The 21,077-nt window shown below is 71.8% G+C and carries 22 protein-coding genes; 13 read left to right on the forward strand and 9 right to left on the reverse strand.

The window, feature by feature from the left end; genetic code table 11:
- Nucleotides 1-9 precede the first annotated feature (9 nt).
- Complete coding sequence (locus ACI2K4_RS17990; RefSeq protein WP_404512662.1) at nt 10-222, forward strand: hypothetical protein; 213 nt, start codon at nt 10-12, stop codon at nt 220-222.
- A 51-nt stretch (nt 223-273) separates the two neighbouring features.
- On the opposite strand, the gene ACI2K4_RS17995 is transcribed toward ACI2K4_RS17990, so the two are convergent.
- Together ACI2K4_RS17995 and ACI2K4_RS18000 are read right to left on the reverse strand one after the other, a co-directional pair.
- Nucleotides 274-1,302, reverse strand: a complete 1,029-nt coding sequence (locus ACI2K4_RS17995; protein ID WP_404512664.1) for an NAD-dependent epimerase/dehydratase family protein — start codon at nt 1,300-1,302, stop codon at nt 274-276.
- A 138-nt stretch (nt 1,303-1,440) separates the two neighbouring features.
- The gene (locus ACI2K4_RS18000) at nt 1,441-2,550 is read right to left on the reverse strand and encodes an NAD(P)/FAD-dependent oxidoreductase (RefSeq protein ID WP_404512666.1); all 1,110 of its coding nucleotides are present in this window, start codon (nt 2,548-2,550) and stop codon (nt 1,441-1,443) included.
- 186 nt (nt 2,551-2,736) lie between these two features.
- Here ACI2K4_RS18000 and ACI2K4_RS18005 point away from each other — a divergent pair, with 186 nt between their 5' ends.
- On the forward strand, nt 2,737-3,378 hold the full coding sequence (locus tag ACI2K4_RS18005) for a DedA family protein (protein ID WP_404512668.1): 642 nt from the start codon (nt 2,737-2,739) through the stop codon (nt 3,376-3,378).
- On the opposite strand, the gene ACI2K4_RS18010 is transcribed toward ACI2K4_RS18005, so the two are convergent.
- Nucleotides 3,329-3,532, reverse strand: a complete 204-nt coding sequence (locus ACI2K4_RS18010; RefSeq protein WP_121155518.1) for a cold-shock protein — start codon at nt 3,530-3,532, stop codon at nt 3,329-3,331. The two genes, ACI2K4_RS18005 and ACI2K4_RS18010, sit on opposite strands and share 50 nt — an antisense overlap.
- A 150-nt stretch (nt 3,533-3,682) precedes the next feature.
- Between ACI2K4_RS18010 and ACI2K4_RS18015 the strand changes: the two genes are divergently transcribed.
- Nucleotides 3,683-4,378: a class I SAM-dependent methyltransferase gene (locus ACI2K4_RS18015; protein ID WP_404512670.1), complete on the forward strand. Its 696-nt coding sequence runs from the start codon at nt 3,683-3,685 to the stop codon at nt 4,376-4,378.
- Here the strand turns inward: ACI2K4_RS18015 and ACI2K4_RS18020 are convergent.
- The gene (locus ACI2K4_RS18020; RefSeq protein WP_404512672.1) at nt 4,338-4,997 is read right to left on the reverse strand and encodes a YgjV family protein; all 660 of its coding nucleotides are present in this window, start codon (nt 4,995-4,997) and stop codon (nt 4,338-4,340) included. The genes ACI2K4_RS18015 and ACI2K4_RS18020 overlap by 41 nt on opposite strands.
- Nucleotides 4,998-5,100: 103 nt before the next feature.
- On the opposite strand from ACI2K4_RS18020, the gene ACI2K4_RS18025 reads away from it, so the two are divergent.
- Both ACI2K4_RS18025 and ACI2K4_RS18030 read left to right on the forward strand, forming a co-directional pair.
- Entirely contained in the window at nt 5,101-5,352 is a 252-nt protein-coding gene (locus ACI2K4_RS18025; protein WP_404512674.1) for a hypothetical protein, read from the forward strand.
- Complete coding sequence (locus ACI2K4_RS18030) at nt 5,349-5,663, forward strand: type II toxin-antitoxin system PemK/MazF family toxin (RefSeq protein ID WP_404512676.1); 315 nt, start codon at nt 5,349-5,351, stop codon at nt 5,661-5,663. The genes ACI2K4_RS18025 and ACI2K4_RS18030 overlap by 4 nt, the downstream gene beginning before the upstream one ends.
- 32 nt (nt 5,664-5,695) lie before the next feature.
- Here the strand turns inward: ACI2K4_RS18030 and rsgA are convergent, their stop codons facing one another.
- Complete coding sequence (gene rsgA, locus ACI2K4_RS18035; protein ID WP_404512678.1) at nt 5,696-6,751, reverse strand: ribosome small subunit-dependent GTPase A; 1,056 nt, start codon at nt 6,749-6,751, stop codon at nt 5,696-5,698.
- A 196-nt stretch (nt 6,752-6,947) separates the two neighbouring features.
- Between rsgA and ACI2K4_RS18040 the strand changes: the two genes are divergently transcribed.
- Entirely contained in the window at nt 6,948-7,664 is a 717-nt protein-coding gene (locus tag ACI2K4_RS18040; RefSeq protein WP_404512680.1) for a maleylpyruvate isomerase family mycothiol-dependent enzyme, read from the forward strand.
- Between the two features lie 10 nt (nt 7,665-7,674).
- Nucleotides 7,675-8,325, forward strand: coding sequence for an MBL fold metallo-hydrolase (locus ACI2K4_RS18045; RefSeq protein WP_404512682.1), 651 nt, complete (start codon nt 7,675-7,677; stop codon nt 8,323-8,325).
- Between the two features lie 162 nt (nt 8,326-8,487).
- Here ACI2K4_RS18045 and ACI2K4_RS18050 read toward each other — a convergent pair whose 3' ends face one another.
- Nucleotides 8,488-8,994, reverse strand: coding sequence for a hypothetical protein (locus ACI2K4_RS18050; RefSeq protein WP_404512684.1), 507 nt, complete (start codon nt 8,992-8,994; stop codon nt 8,488-8,490).
- 393 nt (nt 8,995-9,387) lie between these two features.
- Here ACI2K4_RS18050 and uvrA point away from each other — a divergent pair, with 393 nt between their 5' ends.
- The 5 genes from uvrA to ACI2K4_RS18075 all read left to right on the forward strand — a co-directional run bounded on the left by uvrA (nt 9,388) and on the right by ACI2K4_RS18075 (nt 17,832).
- Nucleotides 9,388-12,387 carry an excinuclease ABC subunit UvrA gene (gene uvrA / locus ACI2K4_RS18055; RefSeq protein WP_404512686.1) on the forward strand — a complete coding sequence of 1,000 codons (3,000 nt, stop codon included), beginning with the start codon at nt 9,388-9,390 and terminating at the stop codon, nt 12,385-12,387.
- A 100-nt stretch (nt 12,388-12,487) separates the two neighbouring features.
- The gene (locus ACI2K4_RS18060; RefSeq protein ID WP_404512688.1) at nt 12,488-12,961 is read left to right on the forward strand and encodes a Rieske (2Fe-2S) protein; all 474 of its coding nucleotides are present in this window, start codon (nt 12,488-12,490) and stop codon (nt 12,959-12,961) included.
- Between the two features lie 91 nt (nt 12,962-13,052).
- The gene (locus ACI2K4_RS18065; protein ID WP_404512690.1) at nt 13,053-13,793 is read left to right on the forward strand and encodes an MBL fold metallo-hydrolase; all 741 of its coding nucleotides are present in this window, start codon (nt 13,053-13,055) and stop codon (nt 13,791-13,793) included.
- 89 nt (nt 13,794-13,882) lie between these two features.
- Complete coding sequence (gene uvrC / locus ACI2K4_RS18070) at nt 13,883-15,823, forward strand: excinuclease ABC subunit UvrC (RefSeq protein WP_404512692.1); 1,941 nt, start codon at nt 13,883-13,885, stop codon at nt 15,821-15,823.
- A gap of 161 nt (nt 15,824-15,984) precedes the next feature.
- Entirely contained in the window at nt 15,985-17,832 is a 1,848-nt protein-coding gene (locus tag ACI2K4_RS18075) for a carbohydrate binding domain-containing protein (RefSeq protein ID WP_404512694.1), read from the forward strand.
- A gap of 64 nt (nt 17,833-17,896) precedes the next feature.
- On the opposite strand, the gene ACI2K4_RS18080 is transcribed toward ACI2K4_RS18075, so the two are convergent.
- Nucleotides 17,897-18,421: a MarR family winged helix-turn-helix transcriptional regulator gene (locus ACI2K4_RS18080; RefSeq protein WP_404512696.1), complete on the reverse strand. Its 525-nt coding sequence runs from the start codon at nt 18,419-18,421 to the stop codon at nt 17,897-17,899.
- A 69-nt stretch (nt 18,422-18,490) separates the two neighbouring features.
- On the opposite strand from ACI2K4_RS18080, the gene ACI2K4_RS18085 reads away from it, so the two are divergent.
- A complete protein-coding gene (locus ACI2K4_RS18085) occupies nt 18,491-19,831 on the forward strand; it encodes an MFS transporter (protein WP_404512698.1) in 1,341 nt (446 codons plus the stop codon).
- On the opposite strand, the gene ACI2K4_RS18090 is transcribed toward ACI2K4_RS18085, so the two are convergent.
- Complete coding sequence (locus ACI2K4_RS18090) at nt 19,818-20,528, reverse strand: HAD family hydrolase (protein WP_404512700.1); 711 nt, start codon at nt 20,526-20,528, stop codon at nt 19,818-19,820. The genes ACI2K4_RS18085 and ACI2K4_RS18090 overlap by 14 nt on opposite strands.
- Complete coding sequence (locus tag ACI2K4_RS18095; protein WP_404512702.1) at nt 20,528-21,055, reverse strand: GNAT family N-acetyltransferase; 528 nt, start codon at nt 21,053-21,055, stop codon at nt 20,528-20,530. The genes ACI2K4_RS18090 and ACI2K4_RS18095 overlap by 1 nt, the downstream gene beginning before the upstream one ends.
- Nucleotides 21,056-21,077: the final 22 nt, after the last annotated feature.

Below are 21,077 nucleotides of genomic sequence, written 5' to 3' on the forward strand. Positions count from 1 at the left end.
GTGCGTCCCATGTATCTCATCCAGAGCACCACCCAGAACCCCAGCCCGATCTTCGTCGTGCACGACAGCGGCAAGGTCCGCCACATCGGCCCGGTCGAGTTCAACTACCTGCGCTCGCTCGGTGGGGGCGCGACCGTACCGCTGCTGGTGGAGGGAAACGCGGAGGCGTTCGCCCGGCTGCTCGCCGAGGCCCGGGTCAGCCAGGGCTACCTGCAGAACTGACCGTCGACGCTGGCCCGGAACCGGGACCGTCCACCGTCGCCGGTGGACAGGTCAGCGGTGCCGGGCCAGCCAGGCGTCCTCGGCGGCGTAGTCGAAGTAGTCGGTCCGGTAGTTGTGCACCAGGTCGGTGAAGACCGACCGCCAGTCCCGGTCGCGGGTGGCATCCACCAGCCAGGCCACCGTCTCCGGCAGAGACTCGACATACCCGGTGACCGGACGGTAGCCGAGCTGCCGCTGTGCCACCCCCATGTCCAGCACCACCGGTCTCGCCGCCGACCAGGGTGTCTCGCCCACCGGCGGCGCCGGGGACGGGCCGTCGATCAGGATCTCGTCGGCGTCGTGGTCGAGCACCGCGTGGATGGCGGCGCCGATCTCCCGTACGGTCGGGGCCCGCGGGTCGGCGGCGTTGAGCACCCGGGCGCCCGGCTCGGCCGCGGCCAGCCGGATCAGCTCGGCCAGGTTCGCGGTCGACACCGGGTGGAAGCGGCTCTCACCGCCGTAGGCGAGCACCCGGGCCGGGCGCCGGTCCAGGGCGCGCTTGACGAAGTGCCACTCCCGGGGGTGGACGGTGTGCGGACCGTGGATGGCGCCCGCGCGCAGGACGGTGGTCGGCAGGATCGCCCCGGCGACGAGCAGTTCCCGTTCCAGGGCGGACTTCTCGGCGGCGTAGTCGCCGACGCCCGGCGCCGTTGTCGGTTGGGTCTCGGGGATCGGCACCGGGAATTCGACCCCGTCGGCGCCGAAGGCCCGTCCCCGGTCGTCGAGGTAGACGGCGGCGGTGGAGAGCACCACCGCCGAGCCGATCCGGTCGGCGAGGTCGATCAGTTGCCGGGCGTGGACGGCCCCGTACGCCACCGTGTCGACCACCAGGTCGACCCCGTCGCCGACCGCCGCGACCAGTTCGTGGTCGTTGTCCCGGTCCAGCGCCACCGGGTGTACGTGCCAGTCGAGCGGCCACAGTGGCCCGCCCCGGCTGCCCCGGGAGCCGGCCCGGACCTGCCACCCGTCGCGCACCAGGGCGCGTACGGTCGCCCGTCCGACCTGTCCGGTCGCGCCGATGACCAATGCGGTCCTGTCCATGCGACCACGCTAGGCGGCCGGCGGCGCACGGCGGCGTGCCTTCTGCCGACAGCGAATACGCCCCAAGCCGAATGCGGGTAAGGAAGGGCCCCTTATTAACGCATAGCGTTAATAAGGGGCCCTTCCTTACCTGAGCGGTCACTGGAAGCGGTCCGGTGCCACCCGGGCCGGGTCGATCTCCGGTGGGTCCGGTGCGGTGCCGGTGGCCAGCGTGGCCAGCAGCCGGCCGAGGCTCGGCGCCACCTGCATCCCGTACCCGCTCAGCCCGGCCAGCCAGAGGAAACCCTCCGCGTCGGCGGAGCGCCCCACCACCGGCACGTCGTCGGTCGCCGCCGTGCGCAGCCCGGCCCAGGCGTGGTGCACCCGGCGGATGTTCAGCGTGGTCGCCTCCTCCACCCGGGCGGCGCCGACCGCGATGTCGAGGTCGTCGGGTCGGACGTCGCCGGGCGGGGTGGGTGTGGCGTCGGCGGGCGAGATCAGCAGCCGTCCCGACTCCGGTTTGAAGTAGAAGGTCTCGGCCACATCCGACACCATCGGCCACCGCTCCGCCCGTACGCCGTCGGGCAGGTCGACCAGGAACGCGGTACGCCGCAGCGGGGTCAGACCGACCGGGCGTACCCCGGCCAGTTCCGCCACCTGGTCGGCCCAGGCGCCGGCCGCGTTGACCACCTGGACCCCGGTGAACCGGCCGACCCCGGTCTCGGCCCGCCAACCGCCGGCGACCCGGGTCAGCGACCGCACCCCGGCGGAGCGGACCACCCGGCCGCCGTTGCCTCGGATGCCCCGCAGGAAGCCCTGGTGCAGGGCGTCGACGTCGATGTCCTGGGCCGCCGGCCGGACCATCGCCCGGTGGTAGCGCCCGGGGCGGACGATCGGGCAGTAGCGCTGCACCTCGTCGAGGTCGATCTCCCGGGCCGGGGTCGGCGCGGCCAGTTCGTCGGCGAGCGCCGCGTCGAAGCTCTCGTCCTCGCCGGCCGGCGAGAGGGCCAGCACGCCCCGGGGGGTCAGCAGCGGGGTGGCACTGAAACCGGGCGGGGGCGCGTCCAGGAACGACCGGCTGGCCGAGGTGAGCGCACGCACCACCGGGCCGCCGTAGTACTCGGAGAAGAGCGCCGCCGAGCGGCCGGTCGAGTGGTAGCCGGCCACCGGCTCCATCTCCAGCAGGACCACCCGCCCGTGCGCGGCCAGGTGATAGCCCGCGCTGGCGCCAGCTATCCCACCGCCGATGATGAGGAAGTCAGCGTCCACGGCCGCTGACCGTAGCCGCTCGGGGCGGAGACAGCAATCAATGGTGAGACAGTTTCGGGTCCAATCGGGAATTCGAGGGCACCCTGACTCGGCTCAGGGGTTCGCGGGTCGGACCAGGGGACTATCCCGGATGTAATCGTTTGCCTACACCCCTACGGTGGGATACATGAGGCAGCGGGGGCGGACGTGACGGACTGGTTGGCGCAACTGGGTGAGTTACCGAGCGCGCTGTATCTCGCCGGCTTGGGCGCGATCATGCTGCTCGACGCCATCCCGCTGGTGGGCGTGCTGGTGCCGGGCGACATCGCGGTGCTCGCCGTGGTGGGCACCGGCCGGCCGGGTGGACCCGCCGGTGCCTACCTCAGCGTGATCGCCGGCTGCGTGCTCGGCTGGTCGTTGAGCTTTCTCGCCGGACGCTGGTTCGGTGACCGGATCCGGCGCGGCCGGATCGGGGCCTGGATCGGCGAGGCGAGGTGGGCCGCCGCCGAGGGCATCCTGCACCGTGGTGGTGGGCGGATGGTGATGGTGGCTCCGTTCCTGCCGGTGTTCAACGCGCTGCTGCCGCTGGCCGCCGGTGGTCTACGGATGTCCTACCGCCGCTTCGTCTCCTGCGCGGCGTTGGGCGCCGCGCTCTGGGCCGGGCTCTACGTGCTGCTCGGCACCGCGGCGAACTCACTGGGTGGACTGCTACCCGGAGAGTCGTTCACGATGGTGGCCACGGTCGGGATCGGACTGACCGTCGGCTGGGTCGTGCTGCTCGGTGCCCGCCGCCGTTGGCTCAGCGCGGCCGGACATTCGCCGCCTGCGGGCCCTTCTGTCCCTGAGTGACCTCGAACTCGACCTGCTGACCCTCGTTGAGCTCGCGGTAACCCTGGCTGTCGATGGCGGAGTAGTGGACGAACACGTCCGGGCCCCCGCCGTCCTGTTCGATGAAGCCGAAGCCCTTTTCCGAGTTGAACCACTTCACGGTGCCGGTTGCCATTCAAATCTCCTTAACGGGTGTGCGACGGTGGTCGTCCCACACCTCACCGACACTAGCGGGCCGACCCGGTTGATGCGGCGCGAAGTCGCGGCTCGGCGACAGGTGGCCGATATCCGTGCTCCCCGGGTGCCGCTACGTCATGCTTGGTCGGTGACGAGACGGCCGGCGGACCCGCTTGCCGATCTCGAGAGCAAGGTCTCCGGGGTCGACGCCGGTGGGCTCGACCGGCTCCACCTGGTCGAGGTGCCGTTCGTACCCGAGGTGCGGTTGCACCTGGCCCAGGACGCGATCGTCTGGTGGGCCCGGATGGAGGCCGAGGCGGGCACCGTGCTGCCGCCGCCGTACTGGGCCTCGGCCTGGCCCGGTGGGCAGGCACTGGCCCGGTACGTGCTGGACCACCCCGAGGTCGTGGCCGGCCTGCGGGTGCTGGACCTGGCGGCCGGCTCCGGCCTGGCCGCGATCGCCGCCGCGCTCGCCGGGGCGGCCACCGTGGCCGCGAACGACATCGACCCGTACGCGCTGGCGGTGATCGGGATGAACGCCCGCGCCAACGACACCCGGGTCCGTCCGGCCGGCGGTGACCTGCTCGCCGGTGACCGGGCCGAGGTGGACCTGATCCTGGCCGGTGACGTGTTCTACCGGCAGGGGCTGGCGACGCGGATGCTGCCGTTCCTGGAGCGGTCGGCGGCCGGGGGCGCCCGGGTGCTGGTCGGCGACCCGGGGCGGGCCTACCTGCCGGTCGAGCGGTTCCAGGTGCTGACGAGCTACCAGGGGTCGGTCAGCGACGAGGTCGCCGACGCGGAGATCAGTCGGATGGACGTGCTCCAGTTGCGGCCGGTGGGGTGACCGAGGGCAGGTCGAGCACGTACGAGTCGCCCTCGCGGCGGAACCCGAGCCGGTCGTAGTAGGGCGCCACCATGCCGGGCGGGGTGAGCACCCGGCGGTAGCCGCGATCGGTGAACAGGCTGCTGCGCCGGTAGACGAACTCGCCCGGGGTGAAGTCGCGGAACCGCTGGGTGACGTAGTCGAGTTCGATCCGGGCGACGTCCCCGTCGACCCGGGTCACCAGCACCACGCCGACCACCTCGTCGGCCCGTACGACCAGGAAGGCCGACCGGTCCGGGTCGGCGCCGTGCCACCGGAAGCCGGGGTTGAACCGGGCGATGTCGGCGGCGTGTACGCGCAGCGTGTGGGCGAGGAAACCGTCGTCGGTGCCGACCTCGACCACCTCGTAGGTCCGCTCGTCGTGCCGGGTGGCGAGCATCCGGCGCAGGTAGAGGACGTTGATGATCGCGATCACCACGTTGAGCCCGACGCCCGGCCAGACCCCGAGGGCCGCGTTGTAGCCGATCAGCACCAGGGAGCCGACCAGGTTCAGCGCGCGCAGCCGGAGCACCCGGGTCTGGAGCAGGGACCAGACCAGCAGCGCCGAGCCGCTCCAGCCGATGACGTCGAGCCAGTTCACCCGCCGAGGTTAGCCCCGCCGACCGGGCTACCCAAAACGGACACGGCAGCGCGCCCGTACGATTCGTACCACCGGCGATACCACCACGGGTATGGTGTCGCGTATGGCAGACAAGGTCACGTTGAGCCTGAACCCGGACACCCTCGCCCGGGCCCGGGCCGCCGCCGGTCAGGAGGGGATGTCGCTCTCCGCCTGGATCGACCGGGCGGCCCGCCGGGAGGCGATGCGCGACGCCGCCCGCCGGCAGGACGAGTGGCTGGCCGCCAACCCGGAGGTACGCGACGAGCTCGACGGTTTCGACCGGCTCGCCGACAACCTCGAAGCCGGCTGGACCGATCTGGTCGAGGCAGCGTGAACCGGGGTGAGATCTGGACCGTCGGTGACCCCAGCCAGGTGCGTTACCGGGTGATCGTGCTCTCCGGCGACGCCCACAACGACCGGCCGAGCGCGTCGCCGTACTGCGCGCCGATCGTCCGGCAGCGCGGCACCGAGGAGTTGCCGCCGTTCGTGGTGCCGCTGGCCGAGACCGACCCGATGACCGGGGTGGTGGTGGTCAACCGGATGCGCCGGGTGCCGGCCGCCGCCGGGGTCGAACGGGTCGGTATGGCCACCGGCGCGAGCATGTCCCGGATCGTCGAGGCGCTCAAGGATCTCTTCGAACTCTGACCGCCGGCAGCCGTTCTGACCGCCGGCAGCCGTCAGGGGCGGATGCGTCGGTCGGATCGGGTGCGTCGACGCCCGGCCCGTGCCTCGGCGGCCAGCCGCGCCTCCCGGCGGCGGGTCTCGAAGGCCACCTCCCGCTGGAGCTTGCACCAGCTCTCCCAGCGACGCGGGGCGAGTTCCCCCTCGTCCAGGGCGGCCCGGACCGCGCAGCCCGGCTCCACCCGGTGCCCGCAGTCGTCGAACCGGCAGGCCGCCGCCAGCTCGGCCACGTCGGCGAAGGCGTGTTCCAGGCCGTCGGCGGCGTCGAGCAGCCCCACCGCCCGGATGCCGGGGGTGTCCAGCACCGCCCCGCCGCCCGGGATCGGGATCAGCGCCCGGTGGGTGGTGGTGTGCCGACCCTTGCCGTCGACACCACGGATCCCCTGGGTGACCATCACGGTCGCCCCGGCGAGCGCGTTGACCAGGGTCGACTTGCCCGCACCGGAGGGGCCGAGCAGCGCCAGCGTCCGGCCGGGCGCGACCCGTGGGCGCAGTTGCGCCAGACCGGCGCCGGTCTGCGCGCTGACCGGCAGCACCCGTACGCCGGGCGCCAGCTCGGCCACCTGGGCGGCGACCGCCGCCGGGTCGGGAGCGAGATCACACTTGGTCAGCAGCACCAGCGGCTCCGCGCCGGACGCCCAGGCCAGCGCGAGCATCCGCTCGATCCGCGCCATGTCCGGCGTCGGGTGCATCGGCTCGACCACCGCGGCGGTGTCGACATTGGCGGCCAGCACCTGTCCGGCGGCGGCCTTGCCGGCGATCCGGCGCACGATCGACGTCCGCCGGGGCAGCACCACCTCGGCGGTGAACCGGTCGTCCGGCCAGGCCCGGACCAGCACCCAGTCCCCGGCGCAGGGCAGCCGGGTGGGGTCACCGGCGGCGCCGGCCAGGATCGTGCCGGCCAGACTGGCCCGGACCGTGCCGTCGGCGCAGAGCACGGTGCACACCCCCTGGTCCGCCCGGACCACCCGGCCCGGTCGCAGGCCGGCGAGTGTGGGGTACGCGTTGGCAAAAGCGGCGTCCCAGCCCAGGGACGCGAGATCGAACCTCATGTCAACCCTCGTCAGAAGTCGTAAACCGGGATGCGGAAGACGCGCACGGCGACCGGCATGTACTCCACCTCCCTCCAACTCCCGGGTGACGCGTTCACCCCGAACGGTAAGGGCTGCCACCGATCCACCGAAAGCCATTTCCCGGTACGGCCCGCCGATGACCACCGGCGGCGCCCCGACGGCTAGGGTCGAGTACGTGACCGCTGACCCACTCGTACTCACGGCCGAGGTGGACCGGGCCACGGAGCGGCTGCTCCGTACCGCCGGCTCGCTCGACCCGACCGCCCTGGCCGGGCCGTCGCGCCTGCCGGGCTGGAGCCGGGGACACGTACTGGCCCACCTCGCCCGCGGCGCGGACGCGGTGGTGAACCTCCTCGACGGTGCCCGGACCGGCCGGGACATCCCGGCGTACGCCGACGCGGGCGCGCGGGACGCGCAGATCGAGGCCGGCGCCGGTCGAGGTCTCGACGAGCACCTGGACGACCTGCGGGCCGGCGCGAAACGGTTCGCCGAGGCGTGCGCCGCCATGCCGGCCGACCGGTGGACCGCCGTCGTCCGCTCGCACCGGGGCGACCTGGTGGCCGCCGCGCTGGTCTGGACCCGGCTGCGGGAGATCGAGGTGCACCACGTCGACCTGGCCGCCGGCTACGACCCGGTCGACTGGCCGGACGGGTTCGGCCAGCGGTTGCTGCACGAGGTTGTCACCGGCCTGGACCGGCGCGAGTCCGCCCCGCTGGCGTTGCGCCCGGACGGGACGGCCCGGGTGTTGACCGTCGGCCCGGTCACCGGGGACGGGCCGACAGTCGCCGGTCCCACCCACGAACTCGCCGCCTGGCTGATCGGCCGCTCGGCCGGCACCGGGCTGACCGTCGTCCCCGACGGTCCCCTGCCCACCCCACCGGACTGGATCTAGAGGTACGGACATGAGTTACCGCGGAGATGTCTCCACCGGCGGCGCCCCCGACGTACGGGATCTGGACAGCCTCACCATCACCAAGGTGTCGGTCGGGCCGATGGAGAACAACGCCTACCTGGTGCGTTGCCGGTCGACCGGCGACCAGGTGCTGATCGACGCCGCCAACGAGGCGCCCCGGCTGCTCGACCTGGCCGGGGAGACCGGGCTGAGTCACGTGATCACCACGCACCGGCACATGGACCACTGGGTGGCGTTGGAGGAGGTGGTGGCGGCGACCGGCGCGGTGAGCCTGGCCCACACCGCCGACGCCGACGGCCTGCCGATCGAGTCCGAGACGCTGGTCGACGGCGACACCGTACGGGTCGGCGGCTGCGCGCTGGAGGTGATCCACCTGGTCGGGCACACGCCGGGTTCGATCGCCCTGCTCTACCAGGACCCGGCCGGTATTCCGCACCTGTTCACCGGCGACAGCCTCTTCCCCGGCGGGCCGGGGAAGACCACCGACCCGGCGCATTTCGACAGCATCATGAACGACCTGGAGTCCAAGGTCTTCGACCGGCTGCCGGACGAGACCTGGTTCTACCCCGGCCACGGCCGCGACTCGACCCTCGGGGCGGAGCGCCCGAGCCTGGGCGAGTGGCGGGCCCGGGGCTGGTAGGCCCCGCCCGACCACACCCCGACCACACCCCGACCACACCCCGGTCGGGCGACCGGCCCGGCGTCCGCTCGCGGACCAGCCGGGTCGGCGACCCCGTTCCGGGCCCGTCAGTCGGCCGGCGAGCCGGTTCCGTGCGGGTCAGCCGGGGCCGGCGAGCGGGTGTCAGTTCGGTCGGAACCAGGCCCGTGCCGGGGCGGGCAGTGCGAGTAGTCCGACGAGCGCCACCGCCACCACCACGGTCCACGGCGACAGCGCTTCGAGCAGGAAGCCGAGCAGCACCGCCAGCACACTGACGCCGATGGTGATCCAGTACGGCCCGCGCCAACCCCGCCACAGCCCGTACCCGATCGCGGCGTGGCAGGCCGCCAGGACCGCGACACAGCCGACGAGGAAGAACGCGTCGCCACCGTTGAAGGCGAGCAGGACCAGCCGACCACAGGTCACCGTGGCGGCGAACCCGACCAGCCCGACGGCCGCGATCACCGGGGCGGGCGGCGACACCCGGCCGGGTTCCCAGGTCGGCGGCAGACCGGCGATGATCCGCTCGACGTCACGCTCGGTGAGTCGGTACAGCTCCGCGATCGTCGCCACCGGTTGGCCCTCGGCGTACGCGGCGACGATGTCCCGGTCGCGGGGATCGGGGTGGTGCTCGCGGGAATCCGGACGCATGAATCGGACGGTATCGCGCCGGTGTCCGGTTCGGGCTCCCGAGGAGCCGGGCCGTGGGGTCGGGCGCTGCGGTTCACGTGTTGATCGACGCTGTCCGGTCTCCTGTCGAACCTCCGGATGTCCGGTTCCCGGTTGCCCGGCTCCGGACTACCGGCCCCGAAGGACACGGCGTTGACCAGGGCGGACGCCCGGCTGGGAAGAAAGTGTCGTACCCCGGGGCTAAAGTTGCCGAGGCGCATTCTTGGCGTCGGTCGGGGACGGCCGAGGCTGCCAAGATCCACCGAAGAGCCATATTCGAGCGAAGATCGACATAACCACAGCATTCTGTTTCAAGCGGGAGAGATTCGTCGTGACGACGGGTTCTCGCTTTCTTCTCCGGGGAGTACACGGACAGTGGCCGACCGCATGATCATCCGTGGCGCGCGCGAGCACAACCTGCGTGACGTCAACCTCGACCTGCCACGGGACGCAATGATCGTCTTCACCGGGCTCTCCGGCTCGGGCAAGTCGAGCCTGGCCTTCGACACGATCTTCGCCGAGGGGCAGCGGCGCTACGTGGAGTCGCTGTCGTCGTACGCCCGGCAGTTCCTCGGCCAGATGGACAAACCCGACGTCGACTTCATCGAGGGGCTCAGCCCGGCGGTGTCGATCGACCAGAAGTCGACCTCGCGCAACCCCCGCTCGACCGTCGGCACGATCACCGAGGTCTACGACTACCTCCGGCTGCTCTACGCCCGGGTCGGCGAGCCGCACTGTCCGGTCTGCGGCGAGCGGATCTCCAAGCAGAGCCCGCAGCAGATCGTCGACCGGGTGCTGGCGATGAAGGAGGGCACCCGGTTCATGGTGCTCGCGCCGGTGGTCCGGGGACGCAAGGGGGAGTATCTCGACCTGTTCGCCGAGCTCCAGGGCAAGGGGTACGCCCGGGCCCGGGTCGACGGCGTGGTCCAGCCGCTGACCGAGTTCATCGGCGAGTCGCCGTCGACCAAGCTGAAGAAGCAGGAGAAGCACACCATCGAGGTGGTGGTCGACCGGCTCACCGTCAAGACCTCGGCCAAGCAGCGGCTCACCGACTCGGTGGAGTCCGCGCTGGCCCTCTCCGGCGGGCTGGTCCTGCTCGACTTCGTCGACCTGGCCGAGGACGACCCGGACCGGGAGCGGCGCTACTCCGAGCACCTGGCCTGCCCGAACGACCACCCGCTGGCGATCGAGGACCTGGAGCCCCGGGTCTTCTCCTTCAACGCCCCCTACGGCGCCTGCCCGGAGTGCACCGGGCTGGGCACCAAGAAGGAGGTCGACCCGGAGCTGGTCGTGCCGGACCCGGAGCGGTCCCTGCGCGAGGGCGCGATCCAGCCCTGGGCGTCCGGGCAGACCCTGGAATACTTCCTGCACCTGCTGGAGGCGCTGGGCGAGGCCGAGCACTTCGACCTCGACACCCCGTGGCGCAAGCTCCCCTCCCGGGCGCAGAAGTCGATCCTGCACGGCTCCGGGGACCAGGTGCACGTGCGCTACCGCAACAAGTACGGTCGCGAGCGCTCCTACTACACCGGCTTCGAGGGCGTGGTGCAGTGGATCGAGCGCCGGCACTCCGACACCGAGTCGGACTGGTCCCGGGACAAGTACGAGGGCTACATGCGCGACGTACCGTGTGCGGCGTGTGGCGGGGCCCGGCTCAAGCCCGAGGTGCTCGCGGTCACCCTCGGCGGGCGGAGCATCGCCGAGATCTGCAACCTCTCGGTGGGCGAGTGCGCCGAGCTGCTGGCCGTACTGGAGCTGACCGACCGGCAGAAGATGATCGCCGAGCGGGTGCTCAAGGAGATCAACGCGCGGCTGCGCTTCCTGGTCGACGTCGGGCTGGACTACCTCTCGCTGGACCGCCCGGCCGGCACCCTCTCCGGTGGCGAGGCCCAGCGCATCCGGCTGGCCACCCAGATCGGCTCCGGCCTGGTCGGCGTCCTCTACGTCCTCGACGAGCCGTCGATCGGGCTGCACCAGCGGGACAACCACCGGCTGATCGAGACCCTGGTCCGGCTCAAGAACCTGGGCAACACCCTGATCGTGGTCGAGCACGACGAGGACACCATCCGGGTGGCCGACTGGATCGTCGACATCGGGCCGGGCGCGGGCGAGCACGGCGGCCGGATCGTGCACAGCGGTGCCGTACCGGACCTGCTCACCAACACCGAGTCGGTCACCGGTGCCTACCTCTCCGGCCGGCGCAAGATCCCCACCCCGAAGCAGCGCCGCCCGCAGACCCCGGGCCGCGAGTTGGTGGTGCACGGCGCGCGCGAGCACAACCTGCGCAACCTGACGGTGCCGTTCCCGCTGGGCCAGTTCACCGCCGTCACCGGGGTCAGCGGCTCGGGCAAGTCGACCCTGGTCAACGACATCCTGTACGCGGTGCTGGCGAACCAGATCAACGGCGCCCGGCTGGTGCCCGGTCGGCACACCCGGGTCTCCGGCCTGGAGCACGTGGACAAGGTGGTCGGCGTCGACCAGTCGCCTATCGGCCGTACCCCGAGGTCCAACCCGGCCGCGTACACCGGGGTCTGGGACCACGTGCGCAAGCTCTTCGCCGAGACGACCGAGGCGAAGGTACGCGGCTACGGCCCCGGCCGGTTCTCGTTCAACGTCAAGGGCGGTCGCTGCGAGGCGTGCAGCGGTGACGGCACCATCAAGATCGAGATGAACTTCCTGCCCGACGTCTACGTGCCGTGCGAGGTGTGCAAGGGAGCCCGGTACAACCGGGAGACCCTGGAGGTGCACTACAAGGGTCGTACCGTCGCCGACGTGTTGCAGATGCCGATCGAGGAGGCGGCCGAGTTCTTCTCCGCCATCCCGGCCATCCACCGGCACCTCAGGACGCTGGTCGACGTCGGACTCGGTTACGTACGGCTGGGGCAGTCGGCGCCGACGCTGTCCGGCGGTGAGGCGCAGCGGGTCAAGCTCGCCTCCGAGCTGCAGAAACGCTCGACCGGCCGGACCGTGTACGTGCTCGACGAGCCGACCACCGGCCTACACTTCGAGGACATCCGCAAGCTGCTCGGCGTGCTGGAGAGTCTGGTCGACAAGGGCAACACGGTGATCGTGATCGAGCACAACCTGGACGTGATCAAGACCGCCGACTGGCTCATCGACATGGGCCCGGAGGGCGGTCACCGGGGCGGGCTGATGCTGGCCGCCGGCACGCCCGAGGAGTTGGCCGAGGTGGCGACCAGCCACACCGGGCAGTTCCTGCGTCCGGTGCTCGGGCTCAAGGGCAAGGCCAAGGGGTCCGAGGCGGCCACCGCCCGGGCCGAGAAGGCCAACGGCGCGACGGCGAAGACGCGTACCGGGGTGGGGGCGAAGGCCGTGGCGGCGCCGGCCCGGAAGCGGCGGACGACCTCGGCGGTCTGATTCGTCCCGGGCTGAACCGTTGTCGGCGGCCCTGCGTGTCTACTGTCGTGGCCGCAGATCCTGCCCGGCGGCCGCCACAGTCAACGAGGAAAGGCTAGGCATGAGTGACGATCAGATCGTGACCGCTCCGGTGCAGACCCGCCGCGCCATGCTGCTGGGCGCGGGTGCCGTCGGCGCGACCGTGGTACTCGCCGCCTGCGGCACCGACAACTCGACCGACGGTGGCACCGACGCCGCACCCGGTGACGACGCGAACGACCCGGGTGCGAACGCCCCGGGGGCCGGCGGCGACGTGTTGACCAAGACCGGCGAGGTGCCGGTCGGCGGCGGCCTGATCTTCGCGGCCAAGGACGTGGTGGTCACCCAGCCGACCGCCGGTGACTTCAAGGCGTTCAGCGCGATCTGCACCCACCAGAACTGCCCGGTCACCAACGTCGACGGCGGCACGATCAACTGCTCCTGCCACGGCAGCAAGTTCTCGATCACCGATGGCTCGGTGAAGAACGGACCGGCGACCCGCCCGCTGGCGGCCAAGAGCGTCAAGGTCGACGGCGAGAACATCACCCTCGCCTGAGGTGTAAGGAAGGGCCCCTTGTTAACGCTATGCGTTAACAAGGGGCCCTTCCTTACCTGTGTGCGCGCCGGGTCGGCACTACCATGCGGGGATGCGGCTCACCGTGCTGGGCGCCTGCGGGGCGTGGCCCGAGGCCGGGCAGGCGTGCAGTGGTTTCCTGGTCGAACAGGACGGCTTCCGGCTGTTGCTGGACGTCGGCTACGCGACCCTGCCGAGACTGCTGGAACGGGTCGGCGCCGAACAGATCGACGCGGTTTTTGTCAGCCACGGCCACCCGGACCACTGCGCCGACCTGAACCCGCTGCTGCGGGCGCGCCACCTGCGGGACGACAAACCCGACCCGCTGCCGGTGTATTCGCTGCCCGGTGCGCTGGACGCGGTGCTCGCGCTGGACCGTCCCGGCATGCTCGACGACGCGTACGTCCGGCACGAGTTCACCGCCGGGGACCGGCTGCGGATCGGCCCGTTCGAGGCGCAGACCCGGCTGCTGCCGCACTGGGTGCCCAACGCCGGCATCCGGCTGAGCGTCGGTGGGCGGGTGCTCGCGTACACCGGTGACACCGGGCCGAGCCCCGAGGTGGTGGAACTGGCCCGCGACGCCGACCTGCTGCTCGCCGACGCGAGCCACGCCGACCGGGTCCCGGAGGACTCGACAAACGAGTCGACCAGTGCCCGGCAGGCCGGCGCGCAGGCGGCCGAGGCCGGCGTCGGGATGCTGCTGCTGACCCACTTCTGGCCCGGCACCGACCGTACCGCCGCCCAGGCGGCGGCCGCCGAGACCTTCGACGGCGAGATCGCCGCCGCCATCCCCGACCTCACCGTGCAACTGTAAGGAAGGGCCCCTTATTAACGCATAGCGTTAATAAGGGGCCCTTCCTTACCCCGGTGGGAATGACGGGGGTGCGGACTAGGCTTGCTGGCGTGGCTGACCCCTCTACCTACCGTCCCGCCCCCGGCACGATTCCGGAGGCGCCCGGGGTCTACCGGTTCCGTGACCCGACCGGCAAGGTGATCTACGTCGGCAAGGCGAAGAACCTGCGCAGCCGGCTCAACTCCTACTTCGGCGACATCTGGAACCTGCACCAGCGCACCCAGCAGATGGTCACCACGGCCGCCTCGGTCGACTGGATCACGGTCGGCACCGAGGTCGAGGCGCTCCAGCAGGAATACACCTGGATCAAGCAGTACGACCCACGGTTCAACGTCCGCTACCGGGACGACAAGTCGTACCCATACCTTGCCGTCACGCTGGACGAGGAGTACCCCCGGCTCCAGGTGATGCGCGGCGCCAAGCGCAAGGGGGTGCGTTACTTCGGGCCGTACTCGCACGCCTGGGCCATCCGGGAGACCCTGGACCTGCTGCTCCGGGTCTTCCCGTCGCGCACCTGCTCGTCGGGGGTGTTCAAGCGGGCCGCCCAGATCGGCCGCCCGTGCCTGCTCGGCGACATCGGCAAGTGCTCCGCGCCCTGCGTCGGCCGGGTCTCGGCCGACGAGCACCGGGAGATCGTGGACAACTTCTGCGACTTCATGGCGGGGCGGACCGACACCATGGTCCGCCGCCTCGAACGGGAGATGCTCGACGCGAGCGAGCAGTTGGAGTTCGAACTGGCCGCCCGGCTGCGCGACGACGTCGCGGCGCTGCGCCGGGCGATGGAGAAGCAGACCGTCGTGCTCGGCGACGGCACCGACGCCGACGTGGTCGCGTTCGCCGAGGACCCGCTGGAGGCCGCGGTCCAGGTCTTCCACGTACGCGACGGACGGGTGCGCGGCCAGCGGGGCTGGGTGGTGGAGAAGGTCGAGGAGCTGAGCACCGGCGACCTGGTGCACCACTTCTGCACCCAGGTCTACGGCGGCGAGCAGGGCGAGGGTGACGTACCCCGGGAGTTGCTGGTGCCGGCGCTGCCGCCGGACGCGGACGCGCTCGCCGACTGGCTCTCCGACAAGCGGGGGAGTCGGGTCAGCCTGCGGGTGCCGCAGCGCGGCGACAAGCGGGCGCTGCTGGAGACCGTCGGGCGCAACGCCGGTGAGGCGCTGACCCGGCACAAGCTGCGCCGCTCCGGTGACCTCACCACCCGGAGCAAGGCGCTCGACGAGATCACCGAGGCACTCGGCCTGCGTACGTCGCCGCTGCGGATCGAGTGTTACGACATCTCCCAGATCCAGGGCACCGACGTGGTGGCCAGCATGGTCGTCTTCGAGGACGGGTTGCCGCGCAAGAGCGAGTACCGGCGGTTCGTGGTGCGCGGCGCGACCGACGACCTCTCCGCCATGTCCGAGGTGCTGCGCCGCCGGTTCGCCCGCTACCTCGAAGCCCGCGCCGAGACCGGTGAACTGGGCGAGGAGATGGAGATCGACCCGGACCGCCCCGGGATCGACCCGACCACCGGTCGGCCGCGCAAGTTCGCGTACCCGCCGCAGCTTGTTGTGGTCGACGGCGGTCAGCCCCAGGTGGCAGCCGCCTCGGCGGTCCTGGCCGACCTCGGCATCGACGACGTCGGGCTCTGCGGGCTGGCCAAGCGGCTGGAGGAGGTGTGGCTGCCCGACGACGAGTTCCCGGTGATCATGCCGCGCACCTCGGAAGGGCTCTACCTGCTGCAACGCGTACGCGACGAGGCCCACCGCTTTGCCATCACGTTCCACCGGGAGCGCCGGTCGAAGCGGATGACCACCTCCGGCCTGGACAACGTGCCCGGCCTCGGCGAGGTACGCCGCAAGGCGCTGCTGCGGCACTTCGGCTCGGTCAAGCGGCTCGCCGCCGCCGAGGTGGACGAGATCGTCGAGGTGCCCGGCATCGGGCGCCGTACCGCCGAGGCGATCCTCGCCGCGCTCGATCCGGACCGGACGGCCGTCCCGCCGGCCTGAGCTGCTGATTTCAGGTCTCCGCAAGGTTCCTCCACGGTGCGGTACGCACAGTGGTCCGCACGGCACCCCGGTGGTGTCGCTCCCTTCTGCCCGCTCTCGGTCCGTCGACGTCTGCCGGAACAGGCGCGGGTGGTGGAACGTGTCAGCGGAGAGGAACCCGCATGGACCACCCGATCGGCGTACCCACGCGCCGACCCGTCACCCGTCAGCGGCTCGGCAGCCTGCTGCGTACCCTGCTCACCGCCGCCCTCACGGCCACCCTGCTGGTGCCGGTGGGACCGCGGGCGGCCTCGGCGGCCCCGCCGAACGGCAACCTGATCATCAACGGCACCTTCGACAACGGCAGCACCGCACCCTGGTGGACCCGGCTCGCCGAGACCAGGACCGACGTCCAGTCCGGGCAGCTAAGGATCCGGACCCTGGGCGACCGGCCCAACACCTGGGACGACCTGGTCGGCCACTTCGAGTTCGGGGTGGAGGCCGGGCGCCGCTACCGGTTGCAGTTCGACGCGAACGCCGATGTCGCCCGCTCGCTGCGCGTCTCGGTGTCCCGGGTGAACACCCCGTACACCTCGGCGTTCGACCGGAACATCACGCTCGGCGGCACGACGACCCGGTTCACCTTTGACTTCACCTCGCCGTTCGCCGACCCCGAGGCGGTGCTCTTCTTCCACCTCGGCGACAGCGTCGCCTCGACGGTACGGCTGGACAACATCAGCCTCGTCCCGCAGCCCGCCGACCCGGCGACCGACCCGGTGCTGTTCTGGAACGCGCAGCTCCTGGGGGCGTACCGGGACGCGACGGCCGGCGTACCGCCGACCAGCGGGTCCCGGATCGGTGCCATCATGCACGCGGCGATGTGGGACGCGGCGGTCTCGGTGACCGGCACCGGGCAGCCGTACCGGGGGCGGGTGCCGGTGCACTACCCGGGCACGTTCGACGACGTGGTCGCCCCGTCGCTGGAGGCGGCGATCAACCAGGCGGCGCGTGACACCCTGTTCGCGCTCTTCGCCGGCAACGCCCACCCGGGTGTGGACCCGAACCGGTTCAACAGCGCGCTGACCCAGGCCACCGGGCGACTGCCGTCCGGCGTCAACGCCTCGGAGATCGCCCGGGGCAGCTCCGTCGGGGCGCAGGCCGCCGCCGCGTTGCTCCAGGCCCGGAGCAACGACGGCGCCGCTGACAACACGCCGTACGTGCTGGAGAACGTGCCCGGGTCGTGGCGGCCGACCGAGGCCGGGACCTCGGCGGTCAGTCCGAACTGGGGTCGGGTGACCCCGTTCGCGATGACCCGACCGGACCAGTTCCGGCCCGGTCTGCCGGCCGGTGCGACCAGCTACGCCGCCCTGCTCCAGCACCCCGAGTACCAGCGCCAGGTGGACGAGGTACGCCGGTTCGGCGGGCGAGACGAGGCCACCACGGAACGTACCGACGAGCAGCGTGAGATCGCCTTCTTCTGGGCCAACGACGTGCCGGGCACCTACAAGCCGCCGGGGCAGTTGTTCGAGCACACCCGGATCGTGGCCGAGTCGCGGGGGCTCGACCTGCTCGGCAACGCCCGGCTGTTCGGGCTGGTCGCGCTCGCCATGGCGGATGGCGCCATCGCCGCCTGGGACGCCAAGTACCAGAGCGCGATCGACCTCTGGCGACCGGAGTCCGCGATCCAGTCGATCGAACCGGGCTGGCAGCCGCTCTCCGTACGTCCGGGCGGCCAGTCCTTCTCGCCGGCCTTCCCGGCGTACGTCTCCGGGCACGCGACCTTCGCCGGGGCCTGGGCCGGCGTGATGCGGGCGTACTTCGGCACCGACGCGATCGCCTTCACCGGCACCACCGAGGACCCGAGCGCGGTCGGGGTGGAGCGCGACTTCTCGAGCTTCAGCCAGGCGGCCCGGGAGAACGCGCAGAGCCGGATCTACCTCGGCGTGCACTACCAGTTCGACGCCGACGCCGGTCTCGCCACCGGCACCTCGGTGGCCGCCCGGGTGTACGCCACCCAACTCCGGCCCTGATCCTCCGGTTCCGGGCGGGCCGACCGTGGGAGGGTCCGCCCGGAACCCGAGCAGGCACCGTAGATCAGATCGGCTGGCGTGAGCGGCCCGGCTCGGCCGGCGGCTGCTCGGCGGCGAGCATGACCCGGCGCAGCAGGTCGGCGAGGGTCCGGCGTTCGTCCGGGTCGAGGGCGTCGAGCAGCCGTTGTTCCTCGTGGCCGAGGGTTTGCATCGCGTCGAGCCAGGCGGCGTGCCCGGTCTCGGTGAGTTCGAGGTCGACCCGGCGGCGGTCGGTGTCGGACGGGAGCCGGCGGACAAATCCGCGCCGGGCCAGCGCGTCCAGGCGGGCGGTGACCGAGGCCGGGGCCAGGTCGAGGTCGGCGGCGAGTTCCGAAGGGGTGGCCCGGCCGCGCCGCCCGGCCAGGGCGTGCAGGGTGTCGAACTCGTGTCGCTGGAACTCGAAGTCGGTCAGGTAGCGCTCCTTGACCCGGCGCAGGTGCCGGGTGAGCCTCGATGCCCGGGTGACCACGCTCTCGACGTCGGGGTCGAGGCTCGGCAGCACGGGCAGCCAGCGGTCGACGTGCCCGTCGGTCCAGTCGTGCCGTTCCATCGCCACACTCTACGTCACCGTCGAATTATTCGTTGGCGAAAGATTCGACGTCGAACTAAATTCCGGGACGTGACTCACCCGCTCCGGCTCCACGCCTTCCGCCTGCTCTTCGTCGGCCGTACGCTCTCCGCCCTCGGTGACGCCGTGGTGCCCGCCGCGCTCGCGCTCGCCGTACTCCGGGTCACCGGCTCGTCCTCCGCGCTGGCCCTCGTGCTCGCCTGCGCCATGGTGCCCAAGCTGCTGCTCCTGCCGCTCGGCGGCGTCGTCGCCGACCGCTTCGACGCCCGCCGGGTCGCCCTCGTCACCGACCTCGTCCGCTGCGCCGCCCAACTCTTCGTCGGCGTCGAACTGCTCGGCGGGAACCCGACCCTGACCCACATCGCGATCGCCTCGGCGGTCGGCGGGGTCGCCGCCGCGTTTGCCATGCCGACCGCCTCGCCCCTGGTCGCCGGAACCGTCGACGGACCCGCCCGACAGCGGGCCAACGCGCTGATGGCGGTCGCGGCCAACGGCACCAGGCTCGCCGGGCCGGCGCTCGCCGGGCTGCTCGTCCTCGCCGCCGGGCCGGGCTGGGCCTTCGTCCTGGACGCCGCGTCGTTCGCCGCCAGCGCCGCCCTGCTGGCGGCCATCCGGGTACGCCGCACCCCGATCGAACGCCGTTCACTCCTCGCCGACCTGGCCGAGGGCTGGACCGAGGTACGCACCCGCGACTGGTACTGGAGCAGCCTGCTCGCCCACGCCGCCTGGAACGGGGCCGCCGCCGTCCTGATCACCCTCGGGCCGGCGGTGGCGGTCGACCGGCTCGGCGGCGAGGGGGTCTGGGTGCTGATCCTGGAGGCGGGGGCGATCGGGCTCCTGGCCGGTTCGCTGCTCGCCGGACGGGCCCGGCTCCGGCGGCCGATCCTGGTGGCGAACCTGGGCCTGGCGACGTACGCGCTGCCGCTGGTCCTGCTCGCGGTCGCCGCGCCCGCCCCGTCCGTGATCGCCGCCTACGGGATCGCGATGGCCGCGCTCGGGTTCCTCAACCCGATCTGGCAGACCGTGGTCCAGGCGGAGATCCCGCCGCACACGCTGGCCCGGGTCACCTCGTACGACTGGCTCTTCTCACTCGCCGCGACACCGGTCGGCTACGCCCTCGCGCCGCTCGCCGCGAACGCCTGGTCGGCCGGGACGCCGCTGGTCACGGCCGCGGTTATCGTCGCGTTCGCCTGCCTCGGCACGGCCGCGTTCCCCGGCGTACGTCACCTCGGCGGGCTGACGCCGGCCGGCGCGGGGGCGACGCGACCGGTGGGCGCCGGACCGGCCGGCGCGGACGGGACGCAGCCAGGGACCGCGGCGGCCGCGGGTCCGGGGCCGTCGGCGAGCGGACCCGAGCAGGCTCCGGTCGGAACGGGACTCAGTGCCCGGTGAGGGTGCCCAGGGCGGCGGGGAGGTCGAGCACCGAGTCGAGCCGGCGGGCGGCCGGGACGTCGGCGTGGCGTCCCGGGTCGATCAGGAACGAGGTCATCCCCGCCCGCTCGGGCCCGAGCCAGTCCGGGCCGTAGCTGTCGCCGACAAAGACCGCCGCCGAGGCGTCGATCCCGAGCGTACGCAGCGCGGTGTCGTAGATCGTCGGGTGTGGTTTGCGCCAGCCCACCTCCACCGAGGTGATCACGGCGTCGAAGTGGGGGAGCAGGCCCATTGCGTCGAGATGGTCCGGGACGAGGTCGGGCTGGTGGGTGTTGGTGACCACGGCGAGCCGGTGGTCGACCGCCAGGTCGCGTACGAGTCCGGCGACCCCGGCGGGGTAGCTGACCCCGCTGTTCCACTCGTCGACGTACGTCCGCACCATCGCTTCGACCTCGGCGGGCTCCGGGCGGCGTCCCAGTGCGATCGCCAGGAACGCGGTGCCGACCTGGGTCATCGAGAACTCGCGGTCGTCGGCGTCACTGAGCAGGTCGAACTCCTCGCTGGTGATGGTCCAGGCGGCGAGGAACTCCGGATAGCTCAGGTCGGCGCCGAGCTGCCGGACCAGGGCGTGCGACTTCGGGTAGCCCTGCTCGGTCCGGCTGGCGTTGTAGTCGACCAGGGTGCCGAAGAAGTCGAACAGGATGTGCGACGGTGGCATCAGGCACCGGTCGATTCGTTGATGACCTGGTGCAGGACGTGGTCCTGCCACTGTCCGGCGATGCTCAGGTAGTTCGGGGCGACGCCGAAGCGGACAAAGCCGTTGCGTTGCAGCACCCGCTGCGAGGCAAAGTTGTGCAGGAGTGTGCTGGCCTCGACCCGGTGCAGCCCCTCCTCCTCGAAGGCCACCCGGACCATTTCGCGTACGGCGGCGCTGGCGACGCCCCGGCCGTTGTCGGCGGCGCCGACCCAGTAGCCGAGGCTGCACGACTGGAACGGGCCCCGGACGATCGTGTTCAGGGTGATCCGGCCGACGATCCGATCGTCGTCGAGGATGACGTGCGGCAGCGCGGCGCCCCGTTCCTGCTGTTCGAGGACGGTCTCGATGACGGCCCGGTGCCCCTCGACGGTGTAGTAGTCGTCCGGCCGGATCGGGTCCCACGGGGCGAGGAACTCCCGGTTGGTCCGGAGCAGTTCGGCCAGGACCGGTACGTCGTCGAGCCGGACAAGTCGGGTGGTGACAGCCATCCGCTCATGATCGCAGGTGGCC

The organism is Micromonospora sp. NPDC050397 (assembly GCF_044901685.1).
Taxonomy (GTDB): domain Bacteria; phylum Actinomycetota; class Actinomycetes; order Mycobacteriales; family Micromonosporaceae; genus Micromonospora_G.